The sequence below is a fragment of the Yeosuana marina genome (assembly GCF_011762485.1).
In the GTDB taxonomy this organism is placed as follows: Bacteria; Bacteroidota; Bacteroidia; order Flavobacteriales; family Flavobacteriaceae; genus Yeosuana; species Yeosuana marina.
The window spans coordinates 209,001-222,222 of the sequence record NZ_JAAKGI010000005.1 but is presented as its reverse complement, the minus strand read 5'-3'; the positions used below and the strand labels follow the sequence as shown (position 1 = coordinate 222,222).

Here is a 13,222-nt window from a genome sequence, read left to right as displayed (position 1 = left end):
AAATTGCAGGACAAAAAACTGATATTTTTATTAATGAAACAAATTGTACCGTATAAACCAAAATATAAAATTCGTATAGTAACAGCGGCATCTTTGTTTGATGGCCATGATGCTTCTATCAACATTATGCGTAGAATTATTCAAGCAACCGGTGTTGAAGTGATTCATTTGGGTCATGACAGAAGCGTTGAGGAAGTTGTTAATACGGCTATTCAAGAGGATGTAAATGCCATTTGTTTAACCTCTTATCAAGGTGGGCATAATGAATATTTTAAGTTTATGTTTGATTTGCTTAAAGAAAAAGGAGCAGAGCACATTAAGATTTTCGGCGGCGGCGGCGGTGTTATTCTTCCTTCTGAAATAAAAGAGTTGATGGATTACGGTATTACTCGAATCTATTCACCAGATGATGGACGTGAAATGGGTTTGCAAGGAATGATTAATGATTTGGTTGAAAAATCAGATTTTGCCGTAGGAGATTCGTTGAATGTTGATGTACAGAAACTTTCAAATAAAAATCCGAAAGACATTGCACGGGTTATTTCATCGGCTGAAAATTTTCCCGATGTATCAAAAAAGGTATTAGAGAGCATTCATACTAAAAATAAAACTTCTAAAACACCTGTTTTAGGAATCACCGGAACAGGTGGTGCAGGAAAATCATCGTTAGTTGATGAATTGGTTCGTAGGTTTTTAAGTGATTTTCCGAAAAAAACAGTTGGTATTGTTTCGGTAGATCCGTCAAAACGTAAAACGGGAGGCGCCCTTTTAGGCGATAGAATCAGGATGAATGCCATTAACAATCCACGTGTTTATATGCGTAGTTTGGCAACGCGTCAATCTAATTTAGCTTTATCAAAATATGTTAATGAAGCCGTTGAAGTTTTAAAAGCTGCAGAATATGATTTAATCATCCTGGAAACGTCTGGAATAGGACAATCAGATACCGAAATTATTGAACATAGCGATGTATCCTTATACGTTATGACTCCGGAGTTTGGCGCAGCCACACAGTTGGAAAAAATTGATATGCTCGATTTCGCCGATTTGGTAGCTATCAATAAGTTTGACAAACGCGGTTCGTTAGATGCCCTAAGAGATGTGAAAAAACAATATATGCGTAATCACAATCTTTGGGATATCTCTCAAGATAATTTACCAGTTTTTGGCACCATAGCTTCTCAGTTTAACGACCCTGGAATGAATACTCTTTATAAGGCAGTTATCGATAAAATTAATGAAAAGACTGATGCCAATTTAACATCAAACTTTACAGTTTCTAACGAAATGAGTGAGAAGATTTTTGTCATTCCTCCTTCAAGAACGCGATACTTATCTGAGATATCTGAAAATAATCGGGCTTACGATAAAAGCGTCAAAGAACAAGTTGAAGTGGCTCAAAAGCTATATGGAATTTACAAAACCTTAGAATCTGTTTTAAACGTCATTGAGAGCGAAACTAAGCAAACCTTTTTAGATACTCATGGGTTGAATAGTGATGAGATTATTAAGCAAACTAAGGATACGAATAAAGACTTTGTTAAAATGCTTATAGCTGAATTCGACCGCGTAAAACGCAGTTTAAATCCCTTTCATTGGGAGGTTATTACAGGTTGGGAAGACAAAGTGAATACATACAAAACCCCTATCTACTCCTTCAAAGTTCGTGATAAAGAGATCAAAATAGAAACGCATACAGAATCATTATCGCATATTCAAATCCCTAAGGTGGCTTTGCCAAAATATCAAGCATGGGGTGATATTTTAAGATGGGTTTTACAAGAAAATGTTCCTGGCGAATTTCCGTTTGCTTCGGGACTCTATCCCTTTAAACGAACAGGTGAAGATCCAGCTAGAATGTTTGCTGGTGAAGGTGGGCCTGAGCGCACCAACAGGCGTTTTCATTATGTAAGCGAAGGTTTGCCAGCAAAGCGCTTATCAACCGCGTTTGATAGCGTAACACTTTATGGAAATGACCCCGATATGAGACCTGATATTTATGGTAAAATCGGCAATGCCGGTGTGTCTATTTGTTGTTTAGATGATGCTAAAAAACTATATTCTGGTTTTAATTTAGCAGATGTGATGACGTCGGTTAGTATGACTATTAATGGGCCAGCACCAATGCTTTTAGGCTTTTTTATGAATGCGGCTATCGATCAGCAATGTGAAATTTACATCAAAGAAAACGGATTAGAAGACAAGGTTGAAGCGATTATAGAAAAGCTTTATAAAGGGAAAGAACGACCCAAATATCATGGTGATTTACCAAAAACCAATGATGGGCTAGGATTAATGCTACTCGGTGTTACTGGTGATCAAGTACTTCCAAAAGATATTTATGACGATATAAAAACCAAAACCATTGCGCAAGTAAGAGGAACGGTTCAAGCAGATATTTTAAAAGAAGACCAAGCACAAAATACCTGTATTTTTTCAACGGAGTTTGCGCTGCGTTTAATGGGAGATGTGCAAGAATACTTCATAGAAAATAATGTGCGTAATTTTTATTCGGTGTCCATATCGGGATATCATATAGCTGAAGCAGGAGCAAACCCTATTACACAGTTGGCGTTAACCTTATCAAATGGCTTCACCTATGTTGAGTATTATTTAAGTCGCGGAATGGATATTAATAAATTCGGACCAAATTTATCGTTTTTCTTTTCCAACGGTATTGATCCTGAATATGCTGTAATTGGTCGGGTAGCTCGGAAAATTTGGGCTAAAGCCATGAAACATAAATACGGAGCGAACGAACGTGCTCAAATGCTTAAATATCACATTCAAACCTCAGGGCGTAGTTTACATGCTCAGGAAATAGATTTTAACGATATTCGAACTACCCTTCAAGCGCTATATGCCATTTACGATAATTGTAATTCGTTGCATACTAACGCCTATGATGAAGCCATCACAACGCCTACCGAAGAATCTGTGCGTCGTGCCATGGCAATTCAACTCATTATAAATAAGGAATTAGGTTTAGCTAAAAATGAAAATCCTCTACAAGGATCTTTTGTTATTGAGGAATTAACCGATTTAGTTGAAGAAGCTGTGCTTTTAGAATTTGATAGAATTACTGAACGTGGTGGTGTTTTAGGCGCTATGGAAACCATGTATCAAAGAAGTAAGATACAAGAGGAAAGTTTGTATTACGAAACCTTAAAACATAATGGAGACTTCCCTATTATCGGAGTAAACACATTTTTAAGCAGTAAAGGGTCTCCAACTATTTTACCAAAAGAGGTGATTCGTGCAACCGATGAAGAAAAGAAATTTCAAATTAAAACCTTAAAAAATCTTCATAAAGCAAATGAAACAGATAGCTTATTAAGGGAATTGCAAAATAAAGCCATTCATAATGAAAATATTTTTGATGCGTTAATGGATGTTTGTAAAGTTTGTTCTTTAGGACAAATAACGAATGCTTTGTTTGAAGTAGGCGGTCAGTATAGAAGAAATATGTAAAGGAATTTACCCTAAAATGTTAAAAGATGTACTAATTTACTGAAAAATGATTTAAATCATTTTTCAGTATTAGTTTAATCAAATATATTTAGATAAATTTTTTATATGCCCGCCATAAAACACAATAATATTTTTAGTGTTACATTATTAAATTCTATCTATCCCTTATCAAAATCATTAAATTCTTTTTTATCTCAAAAAATGATATCATCACATTACAAGAAAGGTGATTTTATTGTTAAGAGTGGAGAGGTTTGTGATAGAATACATATTATTAGAAAAGGTCTTGTTCGCGGATATTTTGAATATAGCGGTTCTGAAATAACTACGTGGGTAAGTGTTGATAGTGAAATTGTGACTTCAATTTCTGGGTTTTTTAAAAATGCTCCCTCTTTGGAGTTTATTCAATGTTTGGAAGATACCTATACAGAAAGTTTAAGTTTTCAGGATATGGATTTTGCGATAAAAAATTATGTAGAGATGGCCAGATTAAATCGTATTTTAATGGAGACTTATTATATATCTGCTGAGTATCGCTCTTTTTTAGCCAGAATACCGGCAGCAAAAGATCGTTATACGTATTTTACCAAAATCTATAATCCTGAAACCATTAAGAGGCTGCCTAAGAAGTATTTAGCCTCACTTCTTAATATGCGTCCGGAAACCTTATCTAGACTGGAAAAAATATAAAAAATAAAAAAAATAGGTGAAATTGATATATGTCAATTCCGCTCATAGTTTTTTTAGGTTGAAAAGATTTATTGTCCGTATTTTCGAACTATTAAAATTCAAGATTTGCTTACTTGAATTCGAATAATTGCTGTTATTAATAAAAGTTATGTAGAAGCAGTTTTTTACTGTTGTCTACCCAAAAAACACACATTTTATGTGTGTTTTTTTATTGAAAAAAAAAATAATTTAAGGTAATTTAATATTCTATTATAACGACAACATCCAATGACGTTGAAGAATTTTGAATTTTTTTAATTCACTTCTTAAAATTGGTAAAAAATCTTTACCGTTGCTGTTAGAACGTTCTAATCTATAAGAACTTTTATAAAGTAAATTTGTGAGTCTTTGAAGTGAGGCAATATGCTCGTATTTTCTGTCTGAGCAAGATTCTAATTCTGCATTGACTATTTCAGGAGCTAAAGATACAGATTGTTGTATAATGTCGCCAGAAAAGTAAATATCTGAATCTTCTGTACCATCAGATTTTAAATCAGATAAATCATATTGAATATAAGATGAAATACTTCGAGATAAGATATAAATCTCCATTGCCTTTTTATAAATAGGCAAATCTGATAGGTGTGATGGAATATTTGGCAGCATATTTTCTTGGGCAATTTTATCAAAATTAATGACAAGAATATAAATATTACTATTATAATTAAACTAAAATTGTATATTTACTTTAATTATTAAGTATTAATAGGTTGTTTTATTTAAATGGTATTAGATTCTTTAAACTGGAAGATTTTGAAGTGTTTGCAAGAAAATGCGAGACAATCTAATGTAGCTATTGGAAAACGAGTTGGGATAAGTTCTCCGGCTGTTTCAGAGCGTATTAAAAAAATGGAAGATGCAGGTGTTATTCAAGGCTATAAAACATCGGTTTCCCCATTAGATGTTGGTTATCAGCTTAAAGCATTAATCACACTTCGTGCTTTTATGGGCATGTTAAAGCCGTTTTTAGAAAAAGTCAAGAACTATGATGAAGTTTTAAATTGTTACAGAATTACGGGTAATGAAAACATTGTTATGGAAGTTGTTTTTAAAAACCAAAAGCATCTTGAAAATTTTATTGATCAATTGATTGTTTATGGAGAAACTAAAACCCAAATTGTATTATCACACGTTGTAAAATATAATGAAGTAAAGCCTTTAAAATAGACTATTTATTGTCATCATTAATTCTCCAAGGAGGATTTTTTCTGTTTATGCCTGCATGGAACAAGATAATATGATTTCCATCCGGATCAAGTAAATGCGCTTCTCTCCAAAGCCAAGGTTTGTCTTCTGGTAGTTCAATAAATTCAACACCTTTATTCTGAAGGTTTTTAACAAGAGCATCTAAATTATCATCTTCAAAATAAACACTGATGCCTGTGCCCTTGGGTAAATCTTCAACTTTATGAATTGAAAACGTAGCATCTCCATCTGGACTTTCAAATCTAGCATATTTCGGAAACGATTTTACAATAAGTTTTAAACCAAGTTTTTTATAAAACTCAACAGATTTTTCAACATCTAAAGACGGTATGGTTACTTGATTTAAGTTCATTACAAGACTTTAATTAAATGCAGAATCTATATGTTTTGCAATTATTTTAGCATGAATTCTAGAATTTTCGATAAACCATTTATGGGTTTCCATGCCACCACAAATAACACCAGCTAAATACAATCCTTTAACATTGGTTTCCATGGTTTCTGGATTATAGTTTGGCAATTTCTTATCATTTTTTGAAATTTTTACGCCAATCTCTTTTAGAAGTTTAAAATCTGGTTGATAACCTGTAAGAGCAACCACGTAATCATTTTTAATTGTTTTAGTGTCTTTTGGTGTTTTTATACCGACCTCATTTTCAGTAATTTCAATGATTTCTGAATTAAAATAGGCTTTGATACTTCCTTCTTCAATTCTATTAACAATATCTGGTCGTACCCAATATTTCACCCGTTCACCAATACTTTCGCCTCGTATTACCATTGTAACATGTCCGCCTTTGCGCCATATTTCCAATGCGGCATCAACAGATGAGTTGCTGGCCCCCACAACAATGACGTTTTGCATCGTAAAAGGGTGAGCTTCTTTATAATAATGCATCACCTTTGGTAAGTTTTCACCAGGAACATTTAATAAATTAGGAATGTCATAAAAACCAGTAGAAAGAATAACTTTCTTTGATGAATACGTTTGTTTTGAGGTTTTAATTTGAAACATAGAATCGATTTTATTAATATTTAAAACCGATTCATATAAGTTGATTTCTAAATTATTAGATGTTGCCACACGTCTATAATATTCCAAAGCCTCATCTCTGTTTGGTTTTGGATTTTTACTTATAAAAGGAATTTCATCAATCTCCAATTTTTCTGAGGTTGAAAAAAAAGTCATGTTTTTTGGGTAATTGTACAACGAGTTTGTAAGAGCTCCTTTTTCTATAACCACATAATTCCAACCTTTCTTTTTACATTCTAACGCACAGGCTATACCAATAGGTCCTCCACCAATAATTAGGACGTCTTTTTCTATAATCATAACTGTATTAAACTAATTTAATTGTCATTTTTTGTTTTAAAATGAAGAGTAAAAATACACATAAGACAGCAAGTATAGTAGTGAAATACCAAGTTTTATCAAAACCAAAACCAGCAACCATATGCAATCCAGCATTATGACCAAAAATATGGGCAATTGAAAAAGAAATACTGTAAAGTGCCATATACTCTCCTTGATTGCCTTTTTTTGCTCTGCTCATTGCAAAAGCATTTGAAAACGGGAATGCAATCATTTCTCCAAAAGTCATCAATAACATCCCAATGATAAGCACACCTGCCCATGAGGTTAAGTTTAAAATAAGAAAACTTAAACCAGTAAGAACAGCGCCAAAGAGCATCAAACCAGAATGTGAAAATCTGGAATTTTCTAACCATTTTATTAGAGGCATTTCAAAAGCAAAGATTAAAAAGCCATTCATTCCTAACAAAATACCAATTTGAAGTTCGCTTAAATGATGAATATCTTTGTAGTATAATGGCATAGTAGAAAAGTATTGCAGGAATACAATACCAAACAATACCATAGCTCCTAAAAAGATAAAAAAGACACGATCATGATAAGCAGATTGCGGATTTTGTACTTTAATATCATCTAATGTTTTAGATTTTTTTGGATGAAGCACTTTAATTAAAACTAATGTTGCTATCATACAGGTAATGCCATCTACCCAAAATAAGCCACCGTAACTAAGTGTGGTTATGATAATACCACCAATAGCAGGACCAGCAGAAAACCCAAGATTAATAGCAAGTCTAATCAGTGTAACTGAACGTGTTTTGTTTTCCGGTTTGCTGTAAGAACTTAGAGCGACAAACATAGCAGGCCTAAACATATCGGCAATAAGCATGACTAAAAATATACCTATCCAAAATGATACAAATGTGGTTAAAAATTGTAGTAAGATGAAGAATAGGCCAGTAGTTAATAAACTAAAAACCATAACTTTATAAAAGCCTATTTTATCAGTTAATTTTCCGCCAAGCCAAGATCCAACAACAGAACCTAAACCAAAAGCAGTCATAATCCATCCTACATCGTTAAATGTAAATTCTAAACTGGTAGTGAGATATAGCGATAAAAAAGGAATCACCATCGTGCCTGCCCGGTTTATTAGTGTAATTAACGCAAGCCACCATACTTCTCTGGAGAGACCTTTAAAGGTGTTAATGTAATTATTAAAAAGTGTTTTCATCTGTCGATGTTTTTGGTTTGATTGATAAAAAAAAGTCCAACTTTTCAGTTGGACTTTCATATACAGTGTTATATTTTAAATAATATCACCACAATATACAACAAGTCCAACATCTATTTCTAGAGGTCCAGTATTGCTTACAAATTGTGACGCTATTACGCATTTTTATATTTTTTAATTTTTCAAATGTATATAAAATAGTTGGAAGTTGTATTTTTGACCTATAAATTTTTTAAAATGAAATTGATTATCACACTTTTTGTGCTTTCTATTAGTTTAATAAGTTGTAACGAGGGTAAGAAATCGCTACAAGGAGAAACCCCTTTTCAAAGAGAGCTTAATGCTGAATATAAAGATGCCACAACCTCTCCGTTAACTGATGAAGATATAAAAGATTTTGAAGGTTTAGATTTTTTTAAATACGATTCAACTTATGTGGTTGAAGCATTATTTACAAAGACACCTAATGAAAAATCATTTAAAATGAAAACCACCACAGATAGACGTCCTGAATATGTAAAATATGGTGTTTTAGAGTTTTTTTTGAAGGATGAAATATTTCATTTAAACGTTTATCAAAATCAGGATTTAATGAAAGAAGATGGTTATGAAGATTATTTGTTTTTACCTTTTTCTGATGAAACCAATGGCATTGAAAGCTATGGTGGCGGACGTTATATTGATTTAAGAATACCAAAAACCGACAAAATTATTATAGATTTTAATTCGGCATACAACCCATATTGTGCTTATAATCACAAATATTCTTGCCCAATTGTGCCAAGAGAAAATTATTTAAAAACAAGAATAGAAGCAGGAGTTAAAGCTTTTAAAAAGCATTAAACTAAACTTTAGAAAAACAGGTCATGTAAATATCTTCCAGGAGAAAATGTAAATGCACCTGCAATTATTATAGCCCCAAAATAAAGCAATATCATTTTTCTTTTATGCGCTTTTACATTGCCCTTTTTTATAGCCCAATAAGCTGTTGGAATGGTGTAAATGGTTAAAAAGCTAAAACTGTGAATCCATCCAAAATGATTGAAGATTTTTGGACCAACATGGGCAGGCATAAAAAGAGTAACCATAGCTGTAAACAACATTAAAATCATGTATACTCTTCCAAAATTTACATGAATCGTTGTACCTTTTTTTATTACTAATAATACAGTTCCTATGATAAAGCAAGGCAGAACAGTTGCTAAATGGAGATACATTAAATCAAGATAGTTCATTCCTTTTTCTCTTTAATTTTTTTATGTGAAAAATATAAAATTTAATTATTCTTTTGTGTTATGAGACAGAATAATTTAATATTGAAGATTTCGAAAAAACCGACATTAGTTACTTCACTAAAAACATACCTAAAAATACTGCAAGAAAACCAACTATAAAGCTAGCTGCAGTGTAGATAGCAAAACTTGTAAAATCACCAGATTTTAAAAACACATGGTTTTCATAAGCAAAGGTTGAGAAGGTTGTAAAACCACCGCAAAACCCAGTAGCTAAAAGTAATGTCTGATTTTGAGACAGTGTATTATTTTTGGCCGCCAATCCTAAAATGATACCTATAAGCATACTTCCCAAAATATTGGCTGCAAACGTGCCATAAGGTATGCCTGTAACTGGATTGTTTAAATATTTACTTATTATATAGCGCAATACACTACCAAAGCCACCACCTAAAAAAACAAGAAGTAGATTTTTCATTTGAATCTGTTTATGTGTTTCTGGAGTTCAAAAATAGCATAAAAATCAGATACAGATACTTAGTTATTCTTTTAAAGCAATATAAATTTCAGTTTTCCAATCTGCTGGGTTAGGAGAATCTAATGAGTCTTTTATAAAAGTTTCAAGTTTAGGACCTGTTTCATCAATCACTAAATCATGCTTTGTAATATAGGTCATTGTATTCTGCCAGGCTTCTTGTAAGTTCGAATAATTTCCTAATAAGGTAGTTTTAAGCGCTCTAAAAGGCTCTAACTGTCCGGTTAATATGTCATTCTCTGTAGTTATAACTCTAGATGTTGTAGGGATACAACAGGAAAACATAGCAGCATTGTTTTCTTCGTCTAAATAATGATATTTTACAAAAGGAGAACCCGCCATAGAGATTGAATATTTATCAATGTAGCTTTCAAGTTTTGGAAGTAATTCAAATACTTTATGGTTAACATCTGTTATTTTAGATGAGGTTGAATTAAAAATATAGAAGCCTCCGCTATGTTCGGTAATTCCATTAACGGTAATACTGTATTTTGCCATATTCGCAACAACAGCGCTATCTAGTTTTTCAAGATTTAGCTGGTAATGAGAATTAACGCGTTTTTCAATACCACCTGTTAAAATAGAAAACACCTTAAATCCGAAAGATAAATTATCTCCAGAAATATCGTAGGTTAGTTGTGTAGAACCATTCTTTTTTTGGTCAAAATGCCAATGAATACTAGCGGTAGGAAAATCTGCAACTTCCATATCTTGCTCAATAGTCGTGTAGGGGATCGCTTGAATGGTTTTCATAAAGCCAACGCCATCGGCATTTTCCCAAGAAAAAGACCCATTAATACCTTTTGTTTGTTCAGAAAGATAAACTTTCATGTTAGAATCATCTTCAGCCCAGGAGGACCAAGCCTTCCAATTTTTAAAGTCAATAACATTATTGTAAATCACAGATGCCGGAGCATTTATAGTACGTGTTTTACTGACTTTGAATGAGTTAGGTTGAACGGCTGTATAAATGCAAAATCCAATTATTACAATGAGTAATAAAAAAAGAAGATATTTAAATATTTTCATGAGCTATTTTTGTCTAAAACACTATAAATCAAAGGTAATCATTTATATTCATTGATTAATAAATTCTTATATTTGTTATATTAAAAATACATAATTAATAACAAAAATGATACTATTTGAATTATTCAATAAATCAACCGTTATTAATTTTTATTTTAAACAATATAATTCAAACAAATTAATAATTATTTAATGACACTAAAATCACTATTAAGGCTGTTTATAATTGCGTTAATTATAACATCCTGTGGGAAAGCAACCTCTGAAAAAAAAGCAGAAAATCTTGTAGCGAAGGATACGACCGCATTTAATTATAATGTCGAGCAATTTGCAGATATTAAAATATTGCGTTATCAAATTCCTGGATGGGAAAAACTTTCTTTAAAAGAACAAAAATTAGCTTACTATCTTACGCAAGCTGGTTTGTCTGGAAGGGATATTATCTGGGATCAAAATTACCGTTATAACTTAACTATTAGAAAAGCACTAGAATCTGTTTATACAAGTTATCAAGGTGATAAAACTACAGATGATTGGAAGGCTTTTGATACCTATTTAAAACGCGTATGGTTTAGCAGTGGCATACATCATCATTATTCAAACGATAAGATTAAACCAGGATTTTCTGCAGACTATTTAAAGCAGTTGTTAGCAGAAACAAATACAACATTAGAAGGAGATGCTTTTGATGTGATATTTAATGATGTTGATGATAAAAAAGTAAATCAAGCCAAAGGAGTTGATAATGTTGGACTTTCTGCAGTTAATATGTACGGCCCAAATGTGACTAATAAAGATGTGATTGATTTTTATAAAGCTAAAAAATCACCAAATCCAGAAAAACCGTTATCATTTGGTTTAAATTCTCAGTTAGTTAAGGAAAATGGCACTTTAAAAGAACGCGTTTATAAATCAGGCGGATTATATGGTTCTGCCATCGATGAAATTATTAAATGGTTAGAACTAGCAAAAGGAGTTGCCGAAAATGACTCTCAGGCTCATGCACTGGGATTACTAATTGATTATTATAAAACAGGTGATTTACAAACATGGGACGATTATAACGTGGCTTGGAGTCAAGCTACCTCAGGAAATATAGATTATATTAATAGTTTTATTGAAGTATATAACGACCCATTAGGATATACGGGCTCTTATGAAAGTATTGTTCAAATTAATGATTTTGACATGTCAGAAAAAATGAAAGTGGTGTCAGATAATGCGCAATGGTTTGAAGATAACTCACCGCTTATGGATGAACATAAAAAGAAGAATGTCGTTGGTGTTACTTATAAAGTTGTTAATGTTGCTGGTGAAGCTGGTGATGCCTCACCAAGCACCCCAATCGGTGTGAATTTACCAAATGCCAATTGGATTAGAACTGCTGTTGGAAGTAAATCGGTGTCTTTAGGAAATATTATTGACGCTTATGATAATGCAGGAAGCACAGGCAGATTAAAGGAATTTGTTAATGATAAAGAAGAATTTGAAACTGAAGAAAAATATGGACAATTAGCAGATAAACTGCATACAGCGTTACATGAAGTGATTGGGCATGCGTCTGGACAATTAAATCCCGGTGTAGGAGAAACTAAGGAAACCTTAAAAAACTATGCATCAACCTTAGAAGAAGGGCGTGCAGATTTAGTGGCTTTATACTATTTATACGATCCTAAACTTCAAGAACTTGGTTTGGTAGACGATTGGAAAAAAGTGGGTATGGCGGCCTATGACGGTTATATACGAAATGGATTACTAACACAATTAATTAGATTAAATTTAGGTGATGATGTAGAAGAAGCGCATATGCGTAACAGACAATGGGTGTCTGCTTGGGTATTTGATAAAGGCAAAGCAGATAATGTGATTGAAAAAATTGTACGTGATGGTAAAACCTATTTTAATATCACCGATTATGCAAAACTTCATGATTTATTCGGGCAATTATTACGCGAAACACAACGTATAAAATCTGAAGGAGATTATGCAGCAGTTGAAAAATTAGTTGAAACCTACGGTGTTAAAGTTGATCAAAAATTACATGCCGAAGTTCTAGAAAGAAATAAACAATTTACGTCACCACCATATTCAGGATTTGTAAACCCAGTGTTGGTTCCAGAAACCAATGAAGCAGGAGAGATAGTGGCTATCAAAGTAACCCAGTCAAAAACGTTTGAGGAGCAGATGTTAAATTATAGTAAAAAATATAATTTTTTACCAGAGACCAACTAAAACATTAGAAAGTCAATTCAATAAAAAAACAGAATCTTTAAGGTTCTGTTTTTTTATTTACACTAAATGTTAGTAGTAATAAATTAACAGCTATAAGAACTGCTATAATTATAAAAATATTCATAGTTATTTGATTTGTTCAATTATCAGATGCGCAATTAATAAAAAGGTTGCGTATAAAATTTCACTATTTATATAACAGGTTAATTGTAATTTTTCCTACCACTTAAAAGTATTAGTTG

The 13,222-nt window shown here is 32.4% G+C and carries 12 protein-coding genes; 5 read left to right on the top strand and 7 right to left on the bottom strand.

Features of this window, described 5'->3' with window-relative positions; translation table 11 throughout:
• Positions 1-33: 33 nt before the first annotated feature.
• Both G5V56_RS08225 and G5V56_RS08220 read left to right on the top strand, forming a co-directional pair.
• Positions 34-3,471 (top strand): methylmalonyl-CoA mutase family protein, encoded by a 3,438-nt coding sequence (locus tag G5V56_RS08225; RefSeq protein WP_166963731.1) that lies wholly within the window; start codon positions 34-36, stop codon positions 3,469-3,471.
• A gap of 105 nt (positions 3,472-3,576) precedes the next feature.
• Positions 3,577-4,161: a Crp/Fnr family transcriptional regulator gene (locus tag G5V56_RS08220; RefSeq protein ID WP_166963729.1), complete on the top strand. Its 585-nt coding sequence runs from the start codon at positions 3,577-3,579 to the stop codon at positions 4,159-4,161.
• A 249-nt stretch (positions 4,162-4,410) separates the two neighbouring features.
• Here G5V56_RS08220 and G5V56_RS08215 read toward each other — a convergent pair whose 3' ends face one another.
• Entirely contained in the window at positions 4,411-4,806 is a 396-nt protein-coding gene (locus G5V56_RS08215; protein ID WP_166963727.1) for a hypothetical protein, read from the bottom strand.
• Between the two features lie 117 nt (positions 4,807-4,923).
• Here G5V56_RS08215 and G5V56_RS08210 point away from each other — a divergent pair, with 117 nt between their 5' ends.
• Entirely contained in the window at positions 4,924-5,367 is a 444-nt protein-coding gene (locus G5V56_RS08210) for an Lrp/AsnC family transcriptional regulator (RefSeq protein WP_166963725.1), read from the top strand.
• 1 nt (position 5,368) lies between these two features.
• Here the strand turns inward: G5V56_RS08210 and G5V56_RS08205 are convergent, their stop codons facing one another.
• The 3 genes from G5V56_RS08205 to G5V56_RS08195 are packed head-to-tail and all read right to left on the bottom strand — an operon-like array spanning position 5,369 to position 7,952.
• The gene (locus tag G5V56_RS08205) at positions 5,369-5,758 is read right to left on the bottom strand and encodes a VOC family protein (protein WP_166963723.1); all 390 of its coding nucleotides are present in this window, start codon (positions 5,756-5,758) and stop codon (positions 5,369-5,371) included.
• A 9-nt stretch (positions 5,759-5,767) separates the two neighbouring features.
• The gene (locus tag G5V56_RS08200) at positions 5,768-6,739 is read right to left on the bottom strand and encodes a YpdA family putative bacillithiol disulfide reductase (protein ID WP_166963721.1); all 972 of its coding nucleotides are present in this window, start codon (positions 6,737-6,739) and stop codon (positions 5,768-5,770) included.
• A 7-nt stretch (positions 6,740-6,746) separates the two neighbouring features.
• Complete coding sequence (locus G5V56_RS08195) at positions 6,747-7,952, bottom strand: MDR family MFS transporter (protein ID WP_166963719.1); 1,206 nt, start codon at positions 7,950-7,952, stop codon at positions 6,747-6,749.
• Between the two features lie 237 nt (positions 7,953-8,189).
• On the opposite strand from G5V56_RS08195, the gene G5V56_RS08190 reads away from it, so the two are divergent.
• Positions 8,190-8,795, top strand: coding sequence for a DUF1684 domain-containing protein (locus tag G5V56_RS08190; RefSeq protein WP_166963717.1), 606 nt, complete (start codon positions 8,190-8,192; stop codon positions 8,793-8,795).
• Positions 8,796-8,803: 8 nt separating this feature from the next.
• On the opposite strand, the gene G5V56_RS08185 is transcribed toward G5V56_RS08190, so the two are convergent.
• The 3 genes from G5V56_RS08185 to G5V56_RS08175 all read right to left on the bottom strand — a co-directional run bounded on the left by G5V56_RS08185 (position 8,804) and on the right by G5V56_RS08175 (position 10,748).
• The gene (locus tag G5V56_RS08185) at positions 8,804-9,187 is read right to left on the bottom strand and encodes a DUF2306 domain-containing protein (protein WP_166963715.1); all 384 of its coding nucleotides are present in this window, start codon (positions 9,185-9,187) and stop codon (positions 8,804-8,806) included.
• Between the two features lie 109 nt (positions 9,188-9,296).
• Positions 9,297-9,662, bottom strand: a complete 366-nt coding sequence (gene crcB / locus G5V56_RS08180) for a fluoride efflux transporter CrcB (RefSeq protein WP_166963713.1) — start codon at positions 9,660-9,662, stop codon at positions 9,297-9,299.
• 63 nt (positions 9,663-9,725) lie between these two features.
• Entirely contained in the window at positions 9,726-10,748 is a 1,023-nt protein-coding gene (locus tag G5V56_RS08175; RefSeq protein ID WP_166963711.1) for an SRPBCC family protein, read from the bottom strand.
• Between the two features lie 192 nt (positions 10,749-10,940).
• Between G5V56_RS08175 and G5V56_RS08170 the strand changes: the two genes are divergently transcribed.
• Positions 10,941-12,980, top strand: coding sequence for a dipeptidyl-peptidase 3 family protein (locus G5V56_RS08170; protein WP_166963709.1), 2,040 nt, complete (start codon positions 10,941-10,943; stop codon positions 12,978-12,980).
• The last annotated feature ends 242 nt before the right edge of the window (positions 12,981-13,222 follow it).